At 60.2% G+C, this 24,631-nt stretch carries 20 protein-coding genes and 4 pseudogenes; 10 read left to right on the plus strand and 14 right to left on the minus strand.

Annotated elements, in window-relative coordinates:
* The first annotated feature begins 381 nt into the window (after positions 1-381).
* Both BQ8794_RS14665 and glmM read left to right on the plus strand, forming a co-directional pair.
* A complete protein-coding gene (locus tag BQ8794_RS14665; RefSeq protein WP_077378757.1) occupies positions 382-1,182 on the plus strand; it encodes a YggS family pyridoxal phosphate-dependent enzyme in 801 nt (266 codons plus the stop codon).
* Positions 1,183-1,797: 615 nt separating this feature from the next.
* Positions 1,798-3,150, plus strand: coding sequence for a phosphoglucosamine mutase (glmM, locus tag BQ8794_RS14675; RefSeq protein WP_077378765.1), 1,353 nt, complete (start codon positions 1,798-1,800; stop codon positions 3,148-3,150).
* A 4-nt stretch (positions 3,151-3,154) separates the two neighbouring features.
* Here the strand turns inward: glmM and BQ8794_RS14680 are convergent.
* Positions 3,155-3,698: pseudogene (locus BQ8794_RS14680) on the minus strand (IS6 family transposase); the annotation flags it as partial.
* A gap of 191 nt (positions 3,699-3,889) precedes the next feature.
* A complete protein-coding gene (locus tag BQ8794_RS14685; protein ID WP_342188137.1) occupies positions 3,890-4,348 on the minus strand; it encodes an NUDIX hydrolase in 459 nt (152 codons plus the stop codon).
* 777 nt (positions 4,349-5,125) lie between these two features.
* Here BQ8794_RS14685 and BQ8794_RS14695 point away from each other — a divergent pair.
* Both BQ8794_RS14695 and BQ8794_RS37370 read left to right on the plus strand, forming a co-directional pair.
* A complete protein-coding gene (locus BQ8794_RS14695) occupies positions 5,126-5,329 on the plus strand; it encodes a hypothetical protein (protein WP_077378774.1) in 204 nt (67 codons plus the stop codon).
* Positions 5,274-5,768: an EamA family transporter gene (locus BQ8794_RS37370; RefSeq protein ID WP_367185473.1), complete on the plus strand. Its 495-nt coding sequence runs from the start codon at positions 5,274-5,276 to the stop codon at positions 5,766-5,768. Before BQ8794_RS14695 ends, BQ8794_RS37370 begins: the two co-directional genes overlap by 56 nt.
* 119 nt (positions 5,769-5,887) lie before the next feature.
* On the opposite strand, the pseudogene BQ8794_RS14700 reads toward BQ8794_RS37370, so the two are convergent.
* From BQ8794_RS14700 to BQ8794_RS14730, 7 genes and pseudogenes are all read right to left on the minus strand, one after another.
* Positions 5,888-6,151, minus strand: a pseudogene (locus BQ8794_RS14700) (dihydrodipicolinate synthase family protein); the annotation flags it as partial.
* Between the two features lie 17 nt (positions 6,152-6,168).
* Positions 6,169-6,807 (minus strand): LysE family translocator, encoded by a 639-nt coding sequence (locus BQ8794_RS14705; RefSeq protein WP_077378777.1) that lies wholly within the window; start codon positions 6,805-6,807, stop codon positions 6,169-6,171.
* 55 nt (positions 6,808-6,862) lie between these two features.
* On the minus strand, positions 6,863-7,552 hold the full coding sequence (locus BQ8794_RS14710; RefSeq protein ID WP_077378780.1) for a B3/B4 domain-containing protein: 690 nt from the start codon (positions 7,550-7,552) through the stop codon (positions 6,863-6,865).
* 658 nt (positions 7,553-8,210) lie between these two features.
* The gene (locus BQ8794_RS14715; protein WP_008872032.1) at positions 8,211-9,557 is read right to left on the minus strand and encodes an LLM class flavin-dependent oxidoreductase; all 1,347 of its coding nucleotides are present in this window, start codon (positions 9,555-9,557) and stop codon (positions 8,211-8,213) included.
* 50 nt (positions 9,558-9,607) lie between these two features.
* Positions 9,608-10,354 carry an ABC transporter ATP-binding protein gene (locus tag BQ8794_RS14720; RefSeq protein WP_077378783.1) on the minus strand — a complete coding sequence of 249 codons (747 nt, stop codon included), beginning with the start codon at positions 10,352-10,354 and terminating at the stop codon, positions 9,608-9,610.
* A complete protein-coding gene (locus BQ8794_RS14725) occupies positions 10,330-11,208 on the minus strand; it encodes an ABC transporter permease (RefSeq protein WP_077378786.1) in 879 nt (292 codons plus the stop codon). Before BQ8794_RS14725 ends, BQ8794_RS14720 begins: the two co-directional genes overlap by 25 nt.
* Before the next feature lie 31 nt (positions 11,209-11,239).
* The gene (locus tag BQ8794_RS14730) at positions 11,240-12,292 is read right to left on the minus strand and encodes an ABC transporter substrate-binding protein (RefSeq protein WP_244554987.1); all 1,053 of its coding nucleotides are present in this window, start codon (positions 12,290-12,292) and stop codon (positions 11,240-11,242) included.
* Positions 12,293-13,125: 833 nt separating this feature from the next.
* Here BQ8794_RS14730 and BQ8794_RS34740 point away from each other — a divergent pair.
* The 3 genes and pseudogenes from BQ8794_RS34740 to BQ8794_RS14745 form a co-directional block, all read left to right on the plus strand.
* Positions 13,126-13,233, plus strand: a pseudogene (locus tag BQ8794_RS34740) (ABC transporter ATP-binding protein); the annotation flags it as partial.
* 153 nt (positions 13,234-13,386) lie between these two features.
* Positions 13,387-13,980, plus strand: coding sequence for a phospholipid N-methyltransferase PmtA (pmtA, locus tag BQ8794_RS14735; protein WP_077378791.1), 594 nt, complete (start codon positions 13,387-13,389; stop codon positions 13,978-13,980).
* A gap of 422 nt (positions 13,981-14,402) precedes the next feature.
* Positions 14,403-14,791 (plus strand): annotated as a pseudogene (locus BQ8794_RS14745) (IS6 family transposase); the annotation flags it as partial.
* 340 nt (positions 14,792-15,131) lie between these two features.
* Here the strand turns inward: BQ8794_RS14745 and BQ8794_RS14750 are convergent.
* From BQ8794_RS14750 to msrA, 4 genes are all read right to left on the minus strand, one after another.
* On the minus strand, positions 15,132-16,175 hold the full coding sequence (locus BQ8794_RS14750) for a nucleotidyl transferase AbiEii/AbiGii toxin family protein (RefSeq protein WP_077378794.1): 1,044 nt from the start codon (positions 16,173-16,175) through the stop codon (positions 15,132-15,134).
* The gene (locus BQ8794_RS14755; protein WP_077379100.1) at positions 16,172-16,837 is read right to left on the minus strand and encodes a DUF6088 family protein; all 666 of its coding nucleotides are present in this window, start codon (positions 16,835-16,837) and stop codon (positions 16,172-16,174) included. The genes BQ8794_RS14750 and BQ8794_RS14755 overlap by 4 nt, the downstream gene beginning before the upstream one ends.
* Before the next feature lie 333 nt (positions 16,838-17,170).
* Complete coding sequence (locus BQ8794_RS14760) at positions 17,171-17,479, minus strand: recombinase family protein (RefSeq protein ID WP_244554968.1); 309 nt, start codon at positions 17,477-17,479, stop codon at positions 17,171-17,173.
* A 543-nt stretch (positions 17,480-18,022) separates the two neighbouring features.
* Positions 18,023-18,541 carry a peptide-methionine (S)-S-oxide reductase MsrA gene (msrA, locus tag BQ8794_RS14765; RefSeq protein ID WP_077379101.1) on the minus strand — a complete coding sequence of 173 codons (519 nt, stop codon included), beginning with the start codon at positions 18,539-18,541 and terminating at the stop codon, positions 18,023-18,025.
* 150 nt (positions 18,542-18,691) lie between these two features.
* Here msrA and BQ8794_RS37020 point away from each other — a divergent pair, with 150 nt between their 5' ends.
* Both BQ8794_RS37020 and ligD read left to right on the plus strand, forming a co-directional pair.
* Positions 18,692-19,294 carry a cold-shock protein gene (locus BQ8794_RS37020; RefSeq protein WP_077379102.1) on the plus strand — a complete coding sequence of 201 codons (603 nt, stop codon included), beginning with the start codon at positions 18,692-18,694 and terminating at the stop codon, positions 19,292-19,294.
* 550 nt (positions 19,295-19,844) lie between these two features.
* On the plus strand, positions 19,845-20,837 hold the full coding sequence (gene ligD, locus BQ8794_RS14775) for a non-homologous end-joining DNA ligase (RefSeq protein ID WP_167378746.1): 993 nt from the start codon (positions 19,845-19,847) through the stop codon (positions 20,835-20,837).
* A 26-nt stretch (positions 20,838-20,863) separates the two neighbouring features.
* On the opposite strand, the gene BQ8794_RS14780 is transcribed toward ligD, so the two are convergent.
* A complete protein-coding gene (locus BQ8794_RS14780; protein ID WP_077378805.1) occupies positions 20,864-21,454 on the minus strand; it encodes an SOS response-associated peptidase in 591 nt (196 codons plus the stop codon).
* Between the two features lie 869 nt (positions 21,455-22,323).
* On the opposite strand from BQ8794_RS14780, the gene BQ8794_RS14785 reads away from it, so the two are divergent.
* Complete coding sequence (locus BQ8794_RS14785; RefSeq protein ID WP_244554969.1) at positions 22,324-24,579, plus strand: S46 family peptidase; 2,256 nt, start codon at positions 22,324-22,326, stop codon at positions 24,577-24,579.
* Positions 24,580-24,631: the final 52 nt, after the last annotated feature.

Raw genomic sequence — 24,631 nt, forward strand, 5'->3', positions numbered from 1 at the left:
CGGTGCGCACCAAACAAAGGGCAATGACCAAAGCCGTCCTCGACATCGCATCGGAGTTCAACGTCTTTGCACCAATGCCCAGGAATGGTCGACGCGACAAACAACTCCCCGCGTACAGGCGCTGAGAGCCGCCGACGTTTAACGGAAAATCACAAACGGGCTATCCCGATCCCTGGGGGGCCAAGGAGGCCGCCCCATGAATCGCTGCACATCATCAGTTGCAATTCTTGCTTTCGCCACCGTCTGCACATTGTCTGCCGTCGCTACGGCGGCGGATCGGACCATCTATGCAGCGCCCGACAAGAGCCTCGTGTTTCTTAGTGGCGTCGGCTACACGTGGCTCAAGGCCAACGAGCTTGTCTACGACAGGGGCAGATCACAATGGGCACGAACAATCCGCCGCTTTCGCCCGCGGACGTCGAACGCTTCGGGCCTGATCCCCTGACCAGCTTCCGCACCAATCTGGCGTCGGTTGAAGAGCGCATCACGCTTGCTTGCGCACGGGCCGGGCGCGACCGAGCCTCCGTGCGGTTGCTGCCGATCACCAAGACGGTGCCGGCCCATATCCTGCGATATGCCTTCGACGTCGGCATCAGCACCTTCGGCGAGAACAAGATCCAGGAGGCAATGACAAAGTGCGAGGCGCTTCACGATCTCGCCATCGACTGGAGCATCGTCGGACATCTGCAGACCAACAAGGCCAAATATCTGACCCGCTTCGCGCGTGAGTTTCATGCGCTCGACAGCCTGCGGCTCGCCGACCTTCTGAACACGAGGCTGGAGCGCGAAGATCGCTTCCTCGACGTCTATGTGCAGGTCAACACGTCTGGCGAGGACAGCAAGTTCGGCCTCCATCCGAACGCACTGCTGCCCTTCGTGGAGACCCTCGATCAGGTTCCCCGTCTCCGGCCATGCGGGTTGATGACACTTGCGCTGTTTTCCTCCGACATGGCCAAGGTACGGCCTTGCTTCATTCTGCTGCGCCGGCTGCGGGACAAAGCCGTGAAGCACAACGCCGCGCTCACCGGGCTCTCCATGGGTATGACCGGAGACTTCGAGGAAGCCATCGAGGAAGGCGCCACTGTCGTGCGCGTCGGTCAGGCCATCTTCGGCAAGCGGCCGACGCCTGACGGCCACTACTGGCCGGGTTTCGTCCCCACCGATCGAGGAATTGAACCATGATTTTTCGCAAACGGCCTGTCTGCTTTTCCGATCACCCCCGCCGATCGTTCCGGCCGGGTCGAGATTTACGCGTTAGGGAAACTGGTCAGCCGGCTGATCGCGGCTGAGGTCGATTCCATCGGCCTGCTCGGCAGCACCGGCATTTATATGTCACTAATGCTTTCGCCAATCATCAATGTTGCAGAGATGGGCGCAGCGGCGAAGCTGCCAATCTCCCTCCTTGCGGGGGAGATGGCCGGCAGGCCAGGGCGAAACATTCCAGATACGCTGTTGAAGCATATCTCGCCGCTGAGTTGGGAACATATCAACCTGACAGGCATCTACACCTGGGACACCGAGCATCAGATGCCCGAAGGCTTTCGAACCCTTAGGCTACCGACCCCAACCCGGCGAGCCGCATGAGTTTCACGATCCGTTCGGGCTTAGCGCAAGATTTTGTACAGCTCTTGTCCTCACCCCAGATTGTGAGCTAAGGACACCTTTCGTCCTGACAATCATGGTATCCTGCAAAGAAGATGCGGAGTGGCAAGCGGCCAGTCACTCGGACACTGGCTGCCTGTGGGAATGTCCACGAGGCGACACTTGGGTGAATCATATATGGGCACGTCGAGTAAGATGACGAGACGATATTTCGGAACGGACGGGATCCGGGGAGGGGCCAACAAATTTCCGATGACCGCCGAAGTTGCGATGAAGGTCGGCATGGCTGCCGGCCTGTCGTTCCAGCGCGGCCACCATCGCCATCGGGTCGTGCTCGGCAAGGATACGCGGCTGTCGGGCTATATGATCGAGAACGCGCTGGTCGCGGGCTTCTGTGCCGCCGGCATGGATGTGTTCCTGCTGGGGCCGATTCCGACGCCGGCGGTCGCCATGCTGGCGCGGTCGCTGCGCGCCGATATCGGCGTGATGATCTCGGCCTCGCACAATCCCTATTACGATAACGGCATCAAGCTGTTCGGCCCCGACGGCTACAAGCTGTCGGACGAGATCGAGATGCGCATCGAGGCGCTGCTCGACCAGGATGTCGACATTTCGCTGGCCGACACGGATGGGCTCGGGCGCGCCAAGCGCGTGGACGGCGTGCACGACCGCTATATCGAATTCGCCAAACGCACTCTGCCGCGGTCCATGTCGCTGGCGGGCCTGCGCATCGTGGTCGATTGCGCCAACGGCGCCGCCTACAAGGTGGCGCCGGCAGCGCTTTGGGAACTCGGCGCCGAGGTCATCACCATCAACAACGAGCCGAACGGCTTCAACATCAACGAGGAATGCGGTTCGACGCACCCGGTGGGCCTTTCCAAGAAGGTTCATGAAGTGCGCGCCGACATCGGCATAGCGCTCGATGGCGACGCCGACCGCATGGTCATCGTCGACGAGAACGGCGCTGTCGTCGACGGCGACCAGATCATGGCGCTGATCGCCGAATCCTGGCATCAGAGCGGCCGCCTGGCAGGCGGCGGCGTCGTCGCCACCGTCATGTCCAATCTCGGCCTCGAACGCTTCCTCGGTGAAGCCGGCCTGCAACTTCACCGAACCCAGGTCGGCGACCGTTACGTGGTCGAGCACATGCGCGCGCATGGGCTGAATGTCGGCGGCGAGCAGTCCGGCCATATCGTGCTGTCTGATTTCTCCACCACCGGCGACGGGCTGGTCTCGGCGCTTCAGGTGCTGGCCTGCATCAAGCGCCAGAACAAGCCGGTCAGCGAGATCTGCAAAAAGTTCGAGCCGGTGCCGCAGCTCATGAAGAATGTGCGCTTTTCCGGCGGCGAGCCCCTGGAGACAGCACCCGTCAAGGCCGCGATCGAGGATGCCCGCAACCGGCTCGGCAAGTCCGGCCGCCTAGTGATCCGGCCTTCCGGCACCGAGCCCCTGATTCGGGTTATGGCCGAGGGCGACGACCAGAAGCTGGTCGAGACGGTGGTGAACGACATCGTCGGCGTCATGGCCGAGATCAAGACCGCTGCCTAGACGTGCGGCGCTTGATGCGCCGATGGTCCTGCTCGATCCGATTGTTGAGGTACTTGCTCTTGCGGATGCGGATCGGCTTCAGCGCTCGTCGCGATCGATTCCGCAGACGGTGTTCGGCGTCGCAGGAAATGATCGCCTCATGATTGGTCGGGCTGCCGTCGATGACGATGCGATCCGGTCTGCCGTGGCGCTCCAGGCCTTCCGGAAGAAGCGCTTGGCTGCCGGCAGGTCGCGGTGTTCGCTGAAGAAGAACTCGACCGTGTCGCCGACGCCGTCGACGGCACGATAGAGATACATCCATTGGCCGCGTATCTTGATGTATGTCTCGTCCATGTGCCACTTGCCGGTGACGGCGCGCTTGCGCCCGTTGAAGCGCTCCAGAAGCTGAGGCGAGAAGTGGACGACCCAGCGGTGCACAGTCGAATGGTCGACGTTCAGGCCGCGTTCGGCCATCATCTCCTCCGGACGCGCAGGCCGAGATTGTAGGCCAGATACCAGCGCACGCACAGCAAGATCACTGTTCGGTCGAAATGACAGCCTTTGAACATAACAAGCGCGCTCCCCGAAAAAGAGAGGGCTTCCCAGATATGGCTGCCATTCCGTTTGCGACAGAAACACCGAGCCTCCGTCATTCAGTTCCGCCAGTTCAGCGGAAGGCCGACGCTTTCACGCTCGCCGGAGCGCCTCGTTGAGAGCGATCCGGGTGAGCCAGGTAATTGAGCATGTTTTATCCTAGCGTTCAGAAATGAGCCAGTTCAGGCGCTATAGATTCCAATAGGGCAGCCAACTCAGGTTCATCGACCAGGAGTGCTGCTTGATCCGGCTTAAGCCAGGCCCGTCTTCGATACTTCTGCTCTTTCCATTCATCCAGCTCCTGCTGCACATAAAGCGGGTATACTTCAACACTTACCGGGACAAACGTGTCCTTCAATCGCTTCCAATAATGGAAGCTGCCAACGGATTGCTCATGCAAAGTACCCACTACGCCGGCTTCCTCACCCGCCTCTTGAGCTGCAGCCTCGCAGTCTTGTCGACCCTTCATCGGCCACCCCTTGGGCAAGATGAAGCGGCCTGTTTGCCGAGACGTTAGCAGCAAGATTTCATCGTCTCCGTCTGCAGTGCGGCGATAAGGCAATGCGGCAACCTGTGCGATGGGCGTACCACGGCGCGCTCGCTTCTCCAGCTTCTTATTCTTCAACCAGCCATCCATTTCGCTAAAACCTTAGCCCGTTTTGTCGGTAGCGGGCTAAATTTTGGCGATAGCCACAGCTGGGTTCTTGGACGACTCCGACGTCGTCTTTGCACGCAAAACTGCCAATCTTCAATCAAGGCGTGAAGGATCTTCGTTCAGTCAATTTCGTTTGAGTCAATCGTACTGCTTGCCGTGAATGGCAGCTATAAGGCAGCGAAATATGAAGGGCAACTCAGGGTCACGATTTGCCCTTGAAGTTCCCCAGATCGAGAGTTCGCAAAGCGTTTCCGTTTCGCCCGTGCAACGGCCACGCCGCCTGTATAGCGCAGGCATTGGGTCTCGGCCGATCGACTGTCTATCGGGAAATGAGGCGACTGGGCATCAGTCGACCGGCGTAGCGAGCATTTCCGACGTGGCCCTTGGCGTTTGCCTCCGACAGGCGCTCGCTTACCTGAGGCGCCATACGATGCCCGTGGATATCCCATCAGGCCTTCAGGTGACGGAAGAACCTTTGGGCAATCGACCAACTCTGCCAGATCGATTGTTTGTGTGGCCGCAACTCATCGACGACGTCGCGCCAGTGGCCGCCGCGCGCCTCGGCCGAGCGGACGAGTTGGCGCCGATGTTGTAGTGGCGATCCGCGTCGTCATGGCCGGCAATCCAGGTCGAATAAGGCTTTGTCGCAAACCTCCTACAACCCGCTACGTTGCAGGAGTTAGTGGCTAAAACCGAGACGAGCCGAGATGGACACTAGGGTGGACACTACCAAACACGGAGTTTGATATGACGACGGGAGTGTTTGCGATGGTGTTTGGCGCGGCTGTTTTGCATGCGGCATGGAACGTCTTGGTCAAGGTGAATGCCGACAGGCTAGTCATGATAGCAGTCATGATGATGAGCCAGGTTGCCGTCGGTATGGTGGTTGTCCCATTTGTGGCGTTCCCGACAAGAAAGCTGGCCATATATTTGGGCTTCATGTGTGCTTAATACAGCCTACTGCGTATTTCTGATCAATGCATATCGTTATGGAGGTCTGAGCCACGTTTACCCCATTTCTCGGGGTTGCTCACCGCTGGTCGTAGCGTTCATCTCCGTCGCGATCGTGGGTGAAACACTGACCATGCAGGCTGGCTTTTCGGTTGTTGTTATCGCTCTGGGTATCATGAGCCTAACCGTGACGCATGGCGCGGGAGGCTTCCGGGAACCAAAAGCAATGCTGTATGCGGTGGGCACGGGCGTATTTATCACCGGATATACGGTCGTAGATGGTTTAGGCGCCCGTCTTGCCGAAAGCGCAGAAAGCTACACTTTCTGGTCTCACCTCTTCAACGGTATTCCGATAACCTTGGTGCGTTGTATCTGCGAAGGGGGCAGGTTCGGGTCTCGCTGCAGAAATGCTGGAAGGTCGGAGTGCTCGGGGGCATGATTTCTCTGTTGGCGTATTGGATTGTCACTTGGGCAATGACAAAAGCGCCTTTGGCTTTGGTATCCGCAGTCCGGGAGTCAAGCATGGTGTTCGCTGGGGACTGTCAGGAATTCTGTGCGCTGAGCTTCGTCGGTACGAAATGCACCCACACCCACGACAAGAGGCGTTTTGCCGCCGATGCATTCCACGGCAGCCTGGACGGCACGCTTCCTTTGCTCCCTCGTGAGGTAAGCATAGCCGCCCGTGCTTCCGAGCAGCCCGGTGGAGTCTGCTCCCGCGTGGTGAATGCGCTCGAGAAAACGAGCCAGTGCCTCGGTGTCGACATGCCCTTCCGTATCGGTTGGCGTGAGGGGGAACGCCGACAGGCCACGAAACAAAGTCATCATCTATCTTTTCGAAACTACATACGGGAAAGCAGCATACGCAGCCCGGCGAACGCGAAGAAGATCGCCAGCAGACTTTCGATCCAGCGGCGACAGCGGCGATACAGAGCCACCATCGGCGGTGTGGAGAAGACAATGGCGTAGCCGCAGAAGATCGTGACACTTAGGACGGCACAGCCGCCCAATATCGCCGCGATGCTCTGCCACGACGAATTCGGGCCGATCCCCAGCGTGACGAGCGCGATCCATGCCAGCACGGATTTTGGGTTCGCCAAATGCATCAAGAGGCCCCTTCTATAGAGCTCACCCCGTGAAAGAGCGACTTCGTCGGCCGACGCGCGTGCCGCCAGCTTCTCGTTCGACGTAAGCGCCGACCGTCCCGCCCTGAAGGCGAGGAATAGCAGGTAGAGGCCGCCGAAAATCTGCAGAACGAGCAGTGCCTGGGCGTACCTGGCCAACAGGGCGGAGATGCCGGTCGAGGCCATCAGACCCCAGAAGATCGAGCCGCTGACGACGCCCGAGGCGAGCATGAGCGCAGCACCTCTGCCGCGAGCCATCGCCACGCCCATGATGCGCATGTTGCTGGGGCCCGGGCTTCCCGCGGCAATGACATATGCAGCAAAGACAATGAGCAACTGATGGAGATCGACATTCATTCTCGGAGCCCTTGAAATTCTCATTCAAATCAATAAATGCGACCGACCGGAAACGTCATTTGGTGATGGCGATAGCTTGGCTGACGATCCTGTAGCCCGGCATCAACGCGTTCAGCCCTTCGACCAGGGCATCCGTCGCCTCCGCCAGCGCTTCGTCGGGCATGGTTTCCAACGCCTCCAATATGAACCATATCCGGGCTGTTGCGGCCTCCAGGCGGGTTCGAGTTCCTTGTCGCCAGTTCCAGCGTCTGCAGGTGACGCCAATGTCGTCGCGCCAGATGACCTCTCCCAATAGAGGAGGATCGTCGACTGCCTCCCCGTTCATCAGAGTGTCGAACGTCTCGGTCCCGTCCGCGATCGTCAGGAAGGGTCGCCCGACATAGGCGTCGTGGTTCTCTCCGCCCACCGGGATTGCGTATTTCAGGCTGACAGCGTTGTAGAGATCGACGACTGGGTTGATCGTGGGAAGGGTGCCGTCTTTCAGAACCTGCTTTCTGAGGGCCTGGGCTGAGCACGGCGTGCGGTTAGGCTTCGCGCCAAAGAGGACGTAGGCGTCGGACCAACTCGCCAGATGAGCTTCTGCCCAAGCCGGGCCACCCGCCAACACGCAATCGCAGGCTTCAGCAAGCAATCGAGGATCGAAATGTCCTTCTGCAGCTGAAGTGGCATCGACGTGGACGCTCACGGCTCTAAATCCCGATGCAATATTCTGAATTCGACCATCGATGATTGCACCCTCAAACATCCAGGCAACTCCATCAATTCAAGCGCAAGCAATCCATGAGCCGCGCGACCAGTGACGATCGCTTCCTTGACTACAAGCTAACATTGCAGTTGGCTGGCCCAAATTAAACTGCCACTTTTGGAGATTTTCATTGGTCCAGTATAAGGAGGGTTCTCGCAGGACGGGAGCGACGCGTCGAATTTATCAATCCTTGGTCAAGCAGATCGAGGCGTGAGGACGGTGTCGGTGACGCTCTACCTTCAAGTCGCTCGCTTGCGGAAGAACTGGGTGTTTCGAGGAGACTGTGACCGCCGCATTCGACCAACTCATTTCGGAGGGCTATGTCTGGGCAGCAGGGACGGAAAGCGTCGGTTGCGGCCGCAGGGCGGCCGAGCCAGGTCACCCCGGCCGACGGTTCGGCGATGGCCACGCGCCAACTCTCAGCCTATGCAGCTCGTGCGATGGCTCTGCCGTCGAACAGCACCGCCGGGAGGCCGCCGCTTAAGTTCGATTTCTGCCACGGGGATGTCGCGTCAGCGGACTTCCAACGGCCCCCTGGCGAAAGGCGATGAACACCGCCTTACTCACGCATCGCGACAGATTGGGACGATGGCCCGGCAGGAAGCCATAATGGTGTTGGCGTAACGCTTTTAGGTTGAATGCCCGATGCGAAGGTAGCTCAGGCGGTCGCCTTTTGCGGCCGGCTGAACGTATTTTCCGGGCGCGGCAAACCGAAATGGTCTCTCAGCGTTGCCCCGTCATAGTCGTGCCGGAAAAGTCCGCGCTTGCGCAAGATCGGTACCACCTCTTCGGCGAATATAGCGAACCCGCCTTGCAGATAGGGTGGCATGATATTGAAGCCGTCCGCGGCACCATTGTCGAACCATTCCTGGATCTTGTCGGCAATCTGTTCGGGCGTCCCGGCCTGGACCCAATGGCCGCGCGCCCCGGCGAGGCGGTGGAGCAACTGGCGGATGGTTGGATTTTCGCGCTCGATGATGTCGAGGACGACGTGGAAGCGGCTGCTCGCACCGCGCTCGCCCTCTACGTGGATAAGCTCACGCGGAAATGGCCCGTCCAGATCGTAGCTGGAAAGGTCGGCGTCTACGATGCGGCGTAGCTGGTGAAGAGAATATTCCGGCTGCGTCAGCTCATTGAACTCGTCATGCAGCGCGCGGGCTTCCGCCTCGGTGGAACCGATGAAGGGGCTGATGCCGGGCAAGACCTTGACGTGGTCAGGGTTGCGGCCAACCGACTTCACGCGCGCTTTGATGTCAGCGTAAAATTCCTGCGCGTTGCCGAGTGTCTGATGGGCTGTGAATATCGCCTCGGCATAGCGGCTTGCGAATGACCGTCCGTCTTGCGACGAACCTGCCTGGACGTAGACCGGACGCCCCTGCGGCGAGCGCGGAAGCGTGAGCGGTCCCTTCACCCGATGGTATTTGCCGATGTGGTTGATTGGGTGGATCTTGTCGGTGTCGGCAAAGATTCCGGACTCCCTGTCCGAGACGAGCGCGTCGTCCTCCCAACTGTCCCAGAGCTTCGTCACCACATCAACGAACTCGCCGGCGCGCTCGTAACGATCGGCGTGGGTTGGATGTCGGTCAAAGCCGAAATTCAAAGCTGCGGACGCATCGCCCGTCGTGACGATGTTCCAGCCGGCGCGCCCGCCGCTCAAATGATCGAAAGAAGCAAACAGCCGGGCCAGGTTGTAGGGTTCGTTGTAGGTGGTCGAAGCCGTGGCGATGAAGCCGATGCGTTCCGTCACAGCAGCGAGAGCCGAAATCCATGTCAGCGGCTCCAGTCTGAAGCGGCTTGCGTAGCGAATGTTGTCGGCAAGCGCGGGCCCATCGGCAAAGAACAGCGCGTCGAATTTGCTCGCCTCGGCCTTTTTCGCCAGTTCCTGATAATAGGAGATATCCAGCACTCTCTCAGGGGCGGAATCCTTGTAGCGCCAGCCGGCTTCATGATGGCCGCCAGGATAGATGAAAAGGTTGAGATTCAATTGTCGTTTTTCGGCGGGCATAGTTCGTCCTCCTGGGTGGTGATGCTGAGCGACAGGTCTTGGGGGGCCGTTCAGACGGGCAACACAGGCTTTGTCTCGACGCCGAGATGACGCAGAAGTTGGGAGCGGATCTCGCCGAACCGGCGATCGCCGTGATCGCGTGGCGTGGGGATATCGATCGCGATGTCGGCGGCGATCGCGCCGTTGTCGAGCACCAAAACCCGGTCCGCCAGCGTTACGGCTTCGTCCACATCATGGGTAACCAGCAGCACGGCCGGCTGGTGACGGGCGCAGAGCTGGCGCAGCAGATCGTGCATGCGCAGGCGGGTCAGCGCGTCGAGCGCGCCAAACGGCTCGTCCGCTAGCAGCAGCTCAGGATCACGAACCAGCGAGCGCGCCAATGCCACCCGCTGCTGCTCGCCACCAGAGAGTTCGACCGGCCACGCGTTCTCGCGGCCGCTCAGGCCAACCTCATCGAGAGCTACCCGTCCGCGTTCGGCGGCTTCCGGCAGGTCGAGGCCAAGAACCACATTCTCCAGCACTCGTTTCCATGGCAACAGCCGGGCATCCTGGAACACCACCGATTTCTTGTCGGGTGTTTCGAGTCGGCCGGAGCCGGAGACTTTGTCGTCGAGATCGGCGAGCGCGCGCAACAATGTACTCTTGCCCGACCCGCTACGGCCGAGAAGGGCGACGAACTCCCCCTTCTCGATGTCGAGGCTGAGGCCGTCGAGGATGGTTCGCGGCCCGAAACTTCTCACAAGGCTCTCGACCCGCACCACCGGCGCGCCGCTCAATCCGCCAAGGTGCGACGCCATGACAGGGACCTTTCCTGGAAGAAGCGGACGATGCCGTCGGAGGCTAGACCGAGCAATGCGTAGACGACGAGGCCGACGATGATGATGTCGGTCTGGCCGTAGTTGCGTGCGAGATCGATCATGTAGCCGATGCCGCTGGTGGCATTGACCTGTTCCACCACCACCAGAGACAGCCAGGCATAGGTCACCGCAAAACGCAGGCCAAGGAAGAACCCTGGAAGGGCGCCGGGCAGGATGACCTGGCGGATGAATTCGCCGTAGCCCATTCGCAAGGTCTGGGCCAGTTCGACATAACGGCTGTCTATGCTGCGCAAGCTGCTGTGGGTCTGGATATAGATCGGGATCAGGACAGCCAGCGCGATGGTCGTTACTTTCATGCCCTCGCCGATGCCGAACCACAGCATCAGCAGCGGGATCAGAGCGAGCGTCGGTATCGCCCGCTTGATCTGAACAGGGCCGTCGATGATGGCCTCACCAAGCCGCGACAAACCTGAAATGAGAGCAAGGATGGTCCCGATCAGGATTCCGAACACCAGCCCCTGTGCTGCCCGCCAGGCAGACGTCATCAAATGATGCTGAAGCTTCCCTTCGGCGATGAGATCGATGGCGGTGCCGACAACCGACCAAGGCGCCGGCAGCGTTCTTGGATCGATCAGGCCGGCGATACTGCCGATGGACCAGATCACGAGAAGAAGTGCGGGCCCGATCAGCGCGCCAAACGGGATCGTTCGCCCAAGTGCGAGTCGCCTCGTCCCGGTCTTGCGGGGCTCCACGGCCGGCGGGATCAACAACCTTTCATCCGATGCGGCAGGAAAGGCGGGGGCAACTGCGGCGGTGTTGGAGAATGCGTTCATCGGTGTCGTCTCCGGTCTCGGAAAGGAGGCGTCAGGAAGCGTTCAGCGCGTTTGTGGCGATCGCCTCGAAGCGCCTGTCGAACAGGTCCTCGGCCTTGATCGCGGGCTTGTTCAACTCCTTGGCCAGGAGATCGATCGTCGCCTGCTGGCGCACGATCACGTCGTTCCAGTCGGAGGGGATGTCGAACCGACCATCAGCGTTGACCAGATACTGGCCATCTTCTGTGTTGAGGCCCTGGGTGGCGACGTAGTATCCCTCGATCCACTCCTTGGGATGCTCTTCCACCCAACGGGCGGCCAGCGCCCAGTAGCGCACATATTCGCCGAGAGCGGCTGCTTTGGCCGGGTCGTCAAGCACGGCTTGTGGGGCATAGAGATGGGCTGGATCATCGCGCAAGCCGTGCGGGATGGTGGCAGCGCCGTCGGCGCCATACTGGCGGAGATAGCGCTTGATGAGGACGCCCGAGATCGGCGCGACGTCGACTTGCTTGCCGGCAAGTGCCACCGGATAGGCATCGCCTTTGCTAGGCAGTTCGATGAGATCTACATCCTCCTTTTCCAGGCTGGCGGCCTGCAGGATCCTCAACACCAGCGCGCCTTGTGCCTGACCGGGGCTGAAAGCAATCCGTTTGCCGCGCAAATCCGCGAGCGTCTTGACCTCGACTCCCGGTGCAATGCCGAGTTGATAAATCGGGTGCGCAACCGGTTCCTTGCGGAACTTCGCGGCAATGATCTTGACCTTGAGCCCCGTCCAGGTCGCGTGGATGGGTGGAATGTCGGCAACGGATCCGACGTCCAATGCGTTGGCGCGAAAAGCTTCGATTGTCTGTGGACCGCCGCTGATATTGGCCCATTCGACCTCAAACGGCAGTTGATCGATCAGCCCCGATAATTCCAGGGCCCTTTGCGTCTCGGGATCGCCGATACGAAGCACAGTGCCCGCCGGGATTTTGGTCGGCAGTTTGCCAGCGTCCGGGCTACCCGCCTGGGCAATGAGGGGGAAGAAAGAAGCGACCAAGCCTACCGCGAACGCGGTCACGAACCCATCAAACCTCCTTCTTGAAAATCTCTCCACAGCTAACACCATCGTCTTGCTCCAGTTTTGGGAAGGCTCCGAATTTCGCTGCTAGTATGTCCAGCGATTTGATAGACTATAAAAGTATCAGGTGCTGTTCTTTGCCACCCAAAGGAAACGCTGTTCGCCTCGAATGCTCATTCGGAGCACGCGCCGCCCAACAACAGGCGGCTTAGGGCGCTGCAGAGCAGGTCGCGTTCTGACCGGCGCCAACTCACGTCGTCGCCAAAAGCGGTTCCTGATGCCCTATGCGCCTTGCCAGCGAGTTCGGCTTGGAACAGGACCCAGCGTGAAGCTGCTAGCAGAAAAATCGCTTCGGCTCCGGTCGTGGAAGGACAGGCACTATGGCCTGCGATGATTACCGGCCGATAGGAACGGCCGGGCTCGTAAGGACCGGAAGAGCTGCTGTTTCCTTTTTGGGGGTTTTTCTGAAAAGTCTTCAGCCTAAACCTCATTATTGTGGTCCAGCCGTCGTATTTTCCAAGGCCAATGCACGGTAGAGTCATAGCACTTTGCCGCCTGCGCGGCAGAGAAGGCTATGGCAAAGCCGGAACCACAGTAAGACGGCGTAGACCGTCAGGCTCTTCAAAAAACTATTCAGAGGGGATCGTCATCATTGATCCGGCGACTGGGAGGCTCGGCCGGTTGAAAAGAGGACGTTGGCAATGGGACGGCCACGAGATAGCTGGGGTGATCCACGCCACGCACTTGCACGGATCACCTGCCAAAAATGGCGGACCGGTCCCGGAATCGAGCCGCCGTCGCGGGTTTTTCGCGGCCGTAGCGGCCTCGCTGTCTGCTGTGCGCTTGGCGAAGCGCGCAGCAGATGAGAACCTGCGTGGGTCCCGCGGGCGCTGATAGTGCAGCCCGAGATACGGCTGCTCGACGAGCCGCGAGGGGCTCTCGAGGCCATGACCAAGATTTCCATACAGGAAGACCTGGCGCGCATCTGAGCGAGAAAACGTCATCATGGAAAGGCGTGTCAGCCGGCGCGGGCGTTTCGCGCCTCCAGCGCGGCATTCATCCCTGTGAGTCAGGCTTGTTTATATAGCGAAACTTCGACAAAAAGTCGCTCCGACTCGGATCGGGAGAAGGGAGCAGATATGGTCTTTCGATTGAAAGAGCGACTTGGCAAGAAACTTGAGGAAGAAGTGCAATTCTTCAAATGTTGGCAGAAGGATAAGAAAGGTGTGGGCGCACTCATGCCCACGTCGATCCATGCGGCGCGCCGCATGGCCAGTGTGGTCAACCCGCATTCTGGATTGCCGGTTTTGGAGATTGGTGCCGGGACTGGTGTCATCACCAGGGCCATCCTGGAAAGAGGCATCAAACCGCATCGGCTGACTTCGGTCGAATATTCCAAGGATTTCTATGACGGCCTGGTGCGACGCTTTCCGGGAGTGGATTTCCGCTTGGGCAATGCGTTTGCCTTGGAAGAAATTCTGGGGGAGCGCCGGGAAAAGTTCGATTGTGTCATAAGCGCAGTGCCGATGTTGAGCTTTCCGATGCAACAGCGCCTCACACTGCTCGAGGATTTGCTCGCACGAATCCCCGCCGGGCGACCTGTGATCCAAATCACCTACGGTCTTCTGTCACCGGTGCTCAAAATGCCCGACCGGTACATCGTTTCTCACTATGATTTCGTCGTTCTCAATGTTCCCCCCGCACAACTCTGGACCTATCGACGAGCAGTGTGACCACAGGGACGCGAGCGCAGGTGGCTTCGGAATCCTTGTACAGGACTGCAAAGCCGACTGAACTTGGTGCTAGGGCCAGCCATTCGCGCCCTAGCTGGACCGCCTTCCATTCCGCATTTTCTGAGGATCGATGTGATCGCAGCAGAGAGATGATGTTCGGCTACAAGCATTGAGAGCGGCGAAGCTTCCGCTAACGCCTATGTTTCTCCGGTATTTCGGAGATGCATTCCTCGAGACGCGCCAGGCGGAACTTCGCAGCGAAGTTCATGTCCGGCTTCGAAACGTCGATGGCGTCCTTGAGGTGTGGGCGCTATGAGGTCGCGCTCCAGTTCCGCAATGCGCGCACGCACCTGCCGAGCCTCGTCCTGACGCAACGCCTTGATCCATCCACGCCCGCGCATCGGACTTCCTGCCAGCGCCCGACAGTGCACCGCTGGGTCGTTCACTTCTCGCCCAGCTTCGGGAGCGCTTCAACGGGCGCAAGCGCGCGCCCTCACCGGCAAGTGGCACATGGACGAGACATACATCAAGGTACGCTGCCAATGGATCTATCGTGCCGTCGACGGCGTCGGCGACATGGTCCGAGTTCTTCTTCAGCGAACACCGCGACCTGCCGGCAGCCAAGCGCTTCTTCCGGAAGGCCCTGGACCGCCACGGCAGACCGGATCGCATCGTCATCGACGGCAGCCCGACCAATCATGAGGCGATCATTTCCTGCGACGCCGAACACCGTCTGCGGAATCGATCGCGACGAGCGCTGAAGCCGATCCGCATCCGCAAGAGCAAGTACCTCAACAATCGGATCGAGCAGTTCGCGCCGCGCAAGATGGCGTCGGCCTGGGGCGCGCAGTTGCGCATGACGTTGGCGGCCTTGCCGGCGCATAGCGGGAACGAGGTCAGGGCGGCCTTCTTACGTTTAAGTACAGTCCGACACAGCAGGACAACGGTGTTGATTGCGGCGTCTTCGTGGTGGACGGCACGCGCGAGCTGGTTCAACGATCGGCGGACGAGCAGCGGCCCGAAACCCAACAGCCGCTGCCGCGATCGTCGCCTCTCGGCCAGCGTGAAGTTTTTCGATGTTCTCGGGTTTGAAGTAGCAGACCATTTGCTCGACAACGGATTGATGATGCCCCGGCGACGTGGCCAGGCGACTAGGAATGGGTGTTGATGTCCTGCTCAATCTGCCGTGCTGATTCCAGAATGTCATCGAAACTCGGCGGAGTGCCGAAGATCATGGCCGCGGTATTGGCATAGTCGCGCGTGAGCGCGTCCACCATCTTTGGAGCGGGCGCGATCGCGAAGCTGCCCGGGACTGCTGAGGCGAGGTCATAGTCGGGACGGTCGAAAAACATTCGTGCGTGCCGGACACAATCGGCACCAAGATCGAGATCGCCGAGCGCGGCCTTTCCGGTCTCGGATCCGAGAAGACAGTGCAGGTCATAATAGTGCCGAGACACCCGCTGGCCTTCCTGCCGCAGTTCGCCGCGCCGCTCGTACCAGCGGCGCAATCCGTGGGCGACCACCACCTTGTCCCAAAAGGTGCGGGTCGCCTCGATCGTGGTCACGTTGGCGACGGTGAGATCAATGCCTGCCACTTCCTCCGCGACATAGGGCGTGATCGTGATGGGGCGATTGGGATCGAGCGCCGATTTCGCCCCGGACTCGAGGCGTATGGCCGGTCGCACATAGGCGCTGTCACGCGGCTCCACCTCGGGGTACCAGAGCAGCAGCGTCTGCCCATCAGGATCGGCTTCATCGATTTCCACGCGGCCGACCCCGTTGGTACCGTCCGCTAGTTGAGCGGTGAGGAAGTCTCTCAGCGGCCCTGTGATATACGCACGGCAGGCGTCTCGGATGGCGTCGAGCTTGGCGCGACGCTTCTTGTTCGACAGTCCCTCAAGCTCTTCGACGGAGGCAGCCTCGTCGAGATCGTCGCGGAACACGGTAACGTCGATGTCCTCGGAAAAACGCTGGATGAGGCCATAGCCTTTTAATAGCGACGTCCCGCCCTTGAAAAGCAGCCGTGGCTCCCCCTCAGGCCGTTCGTGGTAGAGCGAATTGAGAGTCCAGCAGACCCAGAAATCCTTTTCGACATTGCCTACCGGAGCTCCGATCCGATTGGCCGTGGCGAGGAACAGGTCGAGCCGGTCACGTGGGGATGCCGCGATGATCTGGCGGTAAGCATCGGTACTCATGGCTTCGCCTCCTGCGGGTCCGCCCTCAGAATTTCGCGGAGGAACTCCTGCATCCAGATCGGCACGGCGGAGAGACCGGCGCGCAGATCCTCGCGAATGGCCTCGCCGTGCTTGGGGTCGGCAAAAAGGCGGCGCAACGTCGCCTGGATACGCTTCCGTTCGCCCTTCTGGGTCAGCATGTCCTGCATCCAATGCAGGGCCTGGACGACCCGCATCCCCGGCCGATCCGCCCAATAGAGGCGGCTAGGGGCAGCGTATTTGAAGTGGATTTCCTGCGTGCCGAGCTTGATTGGCTTCAACCGCGCATCGACCAGCACTTCTATTCGGGCGGGGACGGCGGTCGTCAGGCCGAGGTCGTTGGCGGCCGTCATACCATCGATGACGGCGCGCGCCCGATCGCGGCGCGTGACGGCGCGGATCACAGCGCGATAATCCGGCACGGTGGCGCGGCCAGTCAGGTTGTTCGTGCGCGGCCGGTCATAGAGGCCTCGGTCGATCCGGCGCAGCTCCCCGGCGGCGGCCAGGCGCTGCAGGGTTTTGTCCACGGCGGCGCGCGCGCCGAGATCGGCGAAGTCGCCGGGGGTCCAGACCTCGTCGGGTTTGGACTCAATGCGGGCAAGCAGGCGCGAGCGAAGATCGGCATTGGGCTCAACAATGGACATGTCCGAAATATGCGACAAGTTTCGGACAAAAGGCAAGGTTTGAGTCCGAAATATGCTACAATTTTCGGACAATCCGCGGTCGCGCCCGCGCTGAGGCGCGCCGCCATTTCGCCGCTGGCGGCGCCAGACGAGTTACCCCCGGGCGCGGATGCTGTAGGTGTCTCTCGACGATCCAGCGCAATACAGCACGTATGTCGATGAGGCCGAGCGCCTGCGCCTTGCTCGCCGGCATGCCGACGCGCAGGCCAGCCGTTGCGCTGCCGCATCGGTGGCGAGGACGACACGGCGACTGGCGCACCTATCAGCGCTCGCTAATGAACCCCCGCCGTGGTCCTAGTGGTGTGGGTAATGGCCCTCACGCCGGCGCAGCGAGAACCTTCTGGACCGCCGAAGGTGAACATCCGGCCACCTTGGCAACCTGCCTAACGGACAGCCGCTCGGCCTGATCAGATCATGGTCCAGCACCACGGGCCTGCCGGTCTTCCACGGCTCGCCCTTGGCTTCCGCCTTGGCTTTGGCCTTGGCGATCCCTTCCATGTGCCGTTCCTTCCTGAGAGCCGTCTCAAACTCGGCAATCCAAAGGATGCTAAACACGAGCTTCCCCGTCCGGGTGGTCGTATCAAGCGAGGCATCGTCCTGCACCTTGAACCCGACACCCTTCTTATCGAGGTCCTTGACGATCTGGCGGAGGTGCGCCGCTGTGCCAGTCTATCGACCTTGGAAACCGAGCACGGCAGTTATTATGAACGGAAAGGCCGCGCCGCCAACCAGCAAGGAATTACGAGGGCATGCGCGAAGTTGCTTAGTTGGTCGGCACGTTCGCCGTGCCGGGCGCTAATTTGGGCTTCGCAGGATGGATCGCAGAAACGACCATGCCTCCCGCTGCTCTTCATCAATCGCTTTGGATTCGTCCCAACCTTGCAGCCAAGAGCGTCGCTTTTTGGTCAATAGGGGATAAGGGCAGGCCGATCGGGGCAGCTTTAGGCAGTAATGCGTCTATGCCTTCGTCTCTCGGGTCGGGCTTGCCCACGTGTGTGCCTCCCTATGCTTTCCGCCAGGCGCTTCTATTCGCGCGGAGTTAAAGACGGTTCAAGGGTCAGAAGAGGAAACCGACCACGGCAGTTATTATGAACGTAAAGGCCAATTCCGCGACTTGGCCGAGAAGGAGTTGTAAAGTGCGGCGGCCTACCCCGCGCGGCGAATTTCCTCTCGCTTCGGAAGCTTCCAGTTTGGTCTTGGGAAATGACAGGTGTAGCCATTGGGATAGCGCTCGAGGTAGTCCTGATGCTCCGGCTCGGCCTCCCAGAAATCGCTGACCGGCACCACCTCGGTCACGAACTTACCGGGCCAAAGCCCGGATGTTTCGACATCGGCGATGGTGTCTTCCGCAACGCGCTTTTGCTCGTCGTCTTTATAGAAGATCGCCGAGCGGTAGCTCGCGCCGACATCGTTGCCCTGGCGGTTGCGCGTCGTTGGATCATGGATCTGAAAGAAGAATTCCAGCAGATCGCGATAGCTGATCGTGTCTGGATCGAACACGATCTCGATCGCCTCGGCGTGGCTGCCATGATTGCGATAAGTAGCGTTAGGCACTTCACCGCCGGTGTAGCCGACGCGGGTGGAAATCACGCCGGGGTAGCGGCGGATCAGATCCTGCATACCCCAGAAGAAGCCGCCTGCAAGCACAGCGCGTTCGGTCGTCATGGTCTCTGACCTCCTGAATTTGGGTTCATCGCCAATATAGGCATTGTTGCCATCTTTTTTCAGGCGCAGGCCATTTGACACCAACGCGTCGCCCGATGGAGATTACCCTGACGCCAGCGCAGTGTGCGCTCCACGTCAGTCGAGACGATCATGGGCAAATATCGAGACTATCGCGAACCACGCCGGCATCGCCATGACGATGACCCCGTTTCCTTTTCAGAACGAGCTTCTGAGCCAAGCTACTTTCACCGGCCAGCGATTGTGGCCGCAGACCCTGTCGACGCCGAGATATTGTGGTTCAATGCCAGCAAGGGTTTTGGCTTCGTCAAACTGTCGGACGGCACGGAAGCTTATCTGCACATCCGAGTGTTGGAGGCTGCCGGAAGCCGCGCTGTTTCCGAGGGAACACGTCTCAAAGTCGCGGTTGAACAAAGTCCAAGAGGTCGTCAGGTCGTGCACGTGCTGGAGATCAGCGATCAGATCGCGAAAACGCCGGCAGATGCGCGCCTTGCTGGGGGGTCCATCGCCGGGATGGGTGGTGCGCAGCTGGAGAGCGAGGGCACGGTCAAATGGTACAATCCCGAAAAGGGCTTCGGCTTCATTTCTCCCGAAAACGGTGAGAAGGACGTCTTCGTTCATGCCACCGCGCTGACCCGCTCAGGGCTCAGCGTGCTGGTGGAGGGACAGAAAGTGTTTGTCGAATGCGGGCAGGGCAAGAAAGGCCTGGAGGTCCGGAGCATTCGCCTCGCCTAGAAGCCAATACGTTGGCCAAGGGCCAAATTGGCGCTCATACAAAGAAAAAGCCCACTGCCGGGAGGAGGTGGCAGTGGGCTCGATTTGAAATGCAGCGCGGGAGGAGGTGCACCGCATTCAGCGCCGGCATCGCATCTGGGAGGAGTAGATGGCCGGCAACAGGATCATATCGATCGCCGCAGATATTGCAATGCACAAATTTCATATCGCATGCGCGAAGGCATTACCTGGGTGCAAGCATCGACATTGTCTCGAAAGAGCCACCCACCAAATCGTTGCAATAGATGGCGGCTTTATTTTGCCCTCCTTTGCATTGTTGTAAGGAGGGCAGAATACTATGCCGAGCGAGCGCGGCCGTTCTTATCGAAAGTCCCGTGGTTTAGGCAGCTTAGTCGGCATAGTTGCCGGCTCGGGATAAGATCCCTACGAGCATATCGACAGCATCAAGGTGAAGACCCGCGATTCCGATAAAAGCTGCAGCTGATATACCGTCATCATGTGGTAGTCTGGCCCGCATGACGACGCTTCATCTCAATTGGCGCGGAAGACGGTGAATCCGGCAAAGCCGAATAGAACGCATCCGCCGAAATGGATCGAGCCTCAGCTGACGCGCCTGGTCGACGAAGCGCCCAACGGCCCCGATTGGCTTCACGAAATCAAGTACGACGGATACCGCATGCACGCGCGAATCGACGGCAGCGACATCCGCTTGCTCACCCGCACCGGCCTCGATTGGTCGCATCGCTATCAAGCGACGATAGCGGCCCTCCGCGCGCTGCCGGTGAAAGAGGCATATGTCGACGGGGAGCTGTGCGCCGTCCGGGCAGACGGCGTCACCTCCTTCAGCCGCCTGCAGGCCGCTATGGACGAGGGCCGCACGGGCGATCTTGCCTTCTTTGCTTTCGATCTTCTGTTCCTGAACGGAGAAAGCTTTGCGAAGCTGCCGCTCATCGACCGCAAGGCGCGACTGGAAGGCCTGTTTTCGACCGACATGCCTGGCCTGCGCTTCAGCGATCACGTGATCGGCAACGGGCCTGCGTTCCGCAAGCACGCCTGCCGGCTTGCACTCGAGGGCGCAATCTCAAAGCGGATCGACAGCGCCTATGCATCCGGCAATCGCGGCCTATGGGTCAAGTCAAAGTGTCTCAACAGAGAGGAATTCATCGTCGTCGGCTGGACCGATCCGACTGGAAGCCGGTCGCACATCGGCTCGCTGCTTCTCGGCTACTACACCGATGATGGTCGTCTGTTATATGCGGGCCGCGCCGGCACGGGCATCACGGTTGCAGAGCTCAAGCGATTGGCTCGCCGGCTTGGGCCGCTTCAGACAGCTCGAATGCCCCTCGACGTTCCGCCGCCGCGCGAGAGCCGGTTCGGCTCGCCGCTTGAACTGTCGCGGGTGCATTGGGTCAGGCCTGAAGTGGTGGTCGAGGTCACCTATCTCACCTGGACGGAAGACAATCTCCTGCGCCAGGTCTCGTACCAAGGCGAGCGTCAGGACAAGCCAGCCCGGCAAGTGGTGCGCCCCCCGCCCCATCCCTGATCGACTCGGGCGCCGTTCGTTTCAAGTCACCCGACTTGCCCTACCTGCAGTGTGCCGGGGGGAAGGGCCTTGATCAGCGACTTCGCCGACACCGAAGGGTCGAGCCAGTCCGCCCACGCGCTGCGATCGAGGATAACAATCTGCCTGTCATGATAGGGCGCGATATCGGGCCCAGGCTCCATCGTCAGCATGGTGAAGGCTCCGCCGACCTCCGGCGTGTCACGCCAGATTCCAGCAATGCAGAAGATCGGCTCGTCATTCTTTGTGAAGAGCCACTTGTCTTTTCGCTTCTTCTTGGGATCTATCGGATCGGTGAACTCGTAGAAGCCGTCCGCGACGATGAGGCACCGGTTAGAAGAGAACTCCCGGCCCTCTGAACGGAAATTATAGACGGGCCGCTTGTTCGGTCCGGGCCAGCTCCAGCGCCGTTGCACCATGTCGCCTTCGCCTCGGACGCCCTCGATAGTCCTGATGATCGGCGCCACGTCCGTGATCTTGATGTCCTCGCGCGCCTGGAGGTTCGGCGCTCCTTCTCCGAAGCGGATCTTGATCTTCAGGTCGGCAAAGTCCTCCACGATCGAAGCGACATCCACCGTCAATCGATAATCATTGCACATCGGTCCTCCGTCTGTCCTCCGTCCGATCGCATTGCACCGCGATCGAACCGAAACCTGCCGGTCCCCTATCGGCCCCAATGCGCTCATTTCGGAACATGCCCAGCCGACTAAGTGGCGATTGGAAATCAATACCCCTGCGCCGCAGTGTTCTGGTTTGTGCCTCAAAAATCGCATAAAAGGCAGTGTGGAACGGGCTGAGCAGTTCCTGAACCGCCCGGCGCCTATCCAGCGGCGATAATAATTCAGATGTTCGCAGATCGGTCGCTCCACTTCCCGATCGGCGAACGCCAGCAAGGAAATGCATCAGATCCCTGGTCTTCGGCGTTTACGGCTAGGTGCCGCAGACGCAGACGTTTGCAACTGCCAGGAAAGGCTTTCACCGGTAGCAGTCGGTCACGCACACGACCCAGATACAGCACGGAAACAGCAGCGAGCCCGCCGCGTGAAGAGCTTGGGACGCCGCTCGGTTCGAACCCACTGCTCCGGCATAGTCTGCCGGGTATGCGCACGATTGTCGCTAAGCGCCGAGCGGATTTTCGGCCAGGGGAACTCCGGGCATTCCTCGCGCCCTCGCCCTCGCGCAACACCGCATGCTTAACAGAAACGATAGCACGCACTCTCACAATTAATGGCCAGCGACGGCCGTTCGGCAGCGGGCTTCGTCGCTAGCGAGGACGAGGGTGTCGAGTCTACAACCAAATGTCGGGGGTCGGACATGGACGGCAGCTTACCATTCAGGTCATTGAAAGCTTTATTCCTTTGGCACGATTAGTGCAACGGATGATCCGCAAACGTTGCACGGAACCGATAGAATGTGAGGGGAGCGTCATCCAGATTTTTGCGTTGACCGTCCACTCAGTCTTCACCCAGTGGCAGCCGCGCAGGCGCTGGCGGACGCCAGCCAGCCCGATAGCCCATCGATCCAGTCGGCGGAGAACAGTAGACAGAATGGGAGAGACACCAGTATGAACTGCGAATGTGAAATGGTTGCTCGGGTAAGCGCCATCGCCTTGCTCTGGACGGCCACCGCTGCATCGGCGAACGAAGGCATGTGGATGCCGGCCCAGACTGCGGAAGTGGGCGCGGCCATGCGCGCGGATGGGCTCCAGATCGATCCCGCGCAGCTGAGCCGACTGGACGCTGCCCCGCTCAACGCGATCGTATCATTGGGCGGATGCTCCGCCTCCTTCGTCAGCCCGCAAGGACTGGTCGCGACCAATCATCACTGCGTGTTCCGATCCATGCAGTACAACAGCAAGGAGAGCCAAGACTATCTCACCAACGGCTTTCTGGCGAAGAGCCTGGGTGAGGAATTACCCGCGGTGCCCGGCAGCCGCATCTATGTGATCGAGGATATGCCGGATGTGACCGCCGACATGCTCAAGGGCGTATCGGACAAGCTGAACGGCTTTGCCCGCTATGAGCGGCTCGACACGAACCGCAAGGCGCTGATCGCCGCATGTGAAGAACAGCCCAATCGCCGCTGCGACGTAGGGTCCTATTATGGCGGCGCCTCCTACTATCTCCAGCAGAAGCTCGAAATTCAGGACGTGCGCCTCGTCTATGCGCCCGGGCTCGGCATAGGTAACTTCGGCGGCGAAACGGACAATTGGATGTGGCCGCGCCACACAGGCGACTTTGGCTTTTATCGCGCCTATGTCGCCCCTGATGGTTCCTCCCGGCCTTATGCGCGCGACAACGTGCCCTACCGGCCGAAGAACTGGCTGCGCATCGCCTCTAAAGGCGTGCAAGAAGGCGATTTCGTGATGGTCGCCGGCTTTCCCGGAGCAACCAATCGGTTCCTCACCGCGGATGAAGTCCGGTTCAACTTCGCGCACTACGAACCGCTGTTGCAGCATTTGCTGTCGGATTATGCGGCCCAGATCAAGCAAGCCACGGCAGGCAATCGCGAAGCGCAGATCCGCTACGCCTCCATCCTGCGAGGCGTGGAAAACTACAAGAAGAAGCTGGCGGGCGATCTTGCCGGCGCCGACGCGATCGGCCTCGACGGGCGCAAGGCTAACGAGGAGAAAGCTTTTCGCGCCTGGGTCACTAAGTATCCCGTACGGCAGACGCGCTTCGACGCAGCAATCCGCGAACTGGACGCGATGGTGAGCGAGAATAGCCGGGCTTCGCTGGCGAGGCTGCGCCAGGCGCTGCTGGACCGCGCGCAAATCCTCTCATCGGCACGCACTCTCTATCGCTGGGCGAAGGAGCACGAGAAGCCCGATGAAGATCGCGAAAGCGGCTTTCAAGATCGTGACCGTAACGAGACCGTGGATCAACTGACGCAGATCGAACGCAGTTATCTGCCCGTCATCGATCGCAAGCTGTTCGAGGCTGCGCTCGATGAATATCGCCGGCTGGACGCAAAGGACCGCGATACTGCGTTCGAAACCACTTTGGACCAAATTGGCCTTGACCGACTTTATGCAGACACCAAACTCGCAGACACGGCAACGCGGCTCGGCTGGCTCGGCAAGCCCGCTGCTGCCTTCGAGGCGTCGGACGATCCTTTCATCAAGCTGGCGGTCGCGCTCTATCCCGGCGACATAGCTGCGAAGCACGCTGCGAAGGACCGCGCTGGACGCAGCCAGGCGGCTCGCGCCATCTATATGCACGGCCAGCGTGCCTACCGCCAGGCAATCGGCCGGCCGATGTATCCCGACGCGAATGGCTCGCTGCGCATCACCTGGGGCAAGGTGGCGGGGCGAACACGCGACGGGCAGATCTGGATGCCCTTTACCACGGCCGAGGGACTTCTGGCCAAAGAAACGGGCAAGGGTGAGTTCGACGCTCCAGATGCGGCTATCGCAGCGATCCGAGCCAAGGATTATGGCCCCTATGTCGCGCCGGCGCTGGGCACGTTACCGGTCAACTTCCTGTCCACCGCCGACATCACCAACGGCAACAGCGGCTCGGCGACGCTGAACGGACGCGGCGAGTTCGTGGGTCTCGCCTTCGACGGCACGCTCGAGGGCGTAATTTCTGACTGGGAGCGCAACGCGGACCGCAGCCGCAGCATCCATGTCGACGGTCGCTTCATGCTCTGGACCATGGACAAGATTGACGGCGCTAGCCGGTTGCTCAAGGAGATGGGAGTGCTACCGGCGTCGCGCTCCTGAGCGGGGTAGTCTGGCGGTAGGCGAACGAGTCGGCGTCAGCCAGCCAGAACGG

Origin of the sequence: Mesorhizobium prunaredense (assembly GCF_900156895.1) — a bacterium.
GTDB lineage: Bacteria > Pseudomonadota > Alphaproteobacteria > Rhizobiales > Rhizobiaceae > Mesorhizobium > Mesorhizobium prunaredense.

What these genes read in the sequence shown, in the direction of transcription:
- BQ8794_RS14705 (WP_077378777.1), bottom strand. Translation starts at nt 6,807, where the DNA reads ATGAATGTCGATCTCCATCAGTTGCTCATTGTCTTTGCTGCATATGTC.
- msrA (WP_077379101.1), bottom strand. Translation starts at nt 18,541, where the DNA reads ATGACGACCGAACGCGCTGTGCTTGCAGGCGGCTTCTTCTGGGGTATG.
- BQ8794_RS14665 (WP_077378757.1), top strand. Translation starts at nt 382, where the DNA reads ATGGGCACGAACAATCCGCCGCTTTCGCCCGCGGACGTCGAACGCTTC.
- BQ8794_RS14710 (WP_077378780.1), bottom strand. Translation starts at nt 7,552, where the DNA reads ATGTTTGAGGGTGCAATCATCGATGGTCGAATTCAGAATATTGCATCG.
- BQ8794_RS14695 (WP_077378774.1), top strand. Translation starts at nt 5,126, where the DNA reads ATGACGACGGGAGTGTTTGCGATGGTGTTTGGCGCGGCTGTTTTGCAT.
- BQ8794_RS37020 (WP_077379102.1), top strand. Translation starts at nt 18,692, where the DNA reads ATGGGCAAATATCGAGACTATCGCGAACCACGCCGGCATCGCCATGAC.
- BQ8794_RS14720 (WP_077378783.1), bottom strand. Translation starts at nt 10,354, where the DNA reads ATGGCGTCGCACCTTGGCGGATTGAGCGGCGCGCCGGTGGTGCGGGTC.
- pmtA (WP_077378791.1), top strand. Translation starts at nt 13,387, where the DNA reads ATGGTCTTTCGATTGAAAGAGCGACTTGGCAAGAAACTTGAGGAAGAA.
- glmM (WP_077378765.1), top strand. Translation starts at nt 1,798, where the DNA reads ATGACGAGACGATATTTCGGAACGGACGGGATCCGGGGAGGGGCCAAC.
- BQ8794_RS14755 (WP_077379100.1), bottom strand. Translation starts at nt 16,837, where the DNA reads ATGTCCATTGTTGAGCCCAATGCCGATCTTCGCTCGCGCCTGCTTGCC.
- BQ8794_RS14715 (WP_008872032.1), bottom strand. Translation starts at nt 9,557, where the DNA reads ATGCCCGCCGAAAAACGACAATTGAATCTCAACCTTTTCATCTATCCT.
- BQ8794_RS14725 (WP_077378786.1), bottom strand. Translation starts at nt 11,208, where the DNA reads ATGAACGCATTCTCCAACACCGCCGCAGTTGCCCCCGCCTTTCCTGCC.
- BQ8794_RS14780 (WP_077378805.1), bottom strand. Translation starts at nt 21,454, where the DNA reads ATGTGCAATGATTATCGATTGACGGTGGATGTCGCTTCGATCGTGGAG.
- BQ8794_RS14750 (WP_077378794.1), bottom strand. Translation starts at nt 16,175, where the DNA reads ATGAGTACCGATGCTTACCGCCAGATCATCGCGGCATCCCCACGTGAC.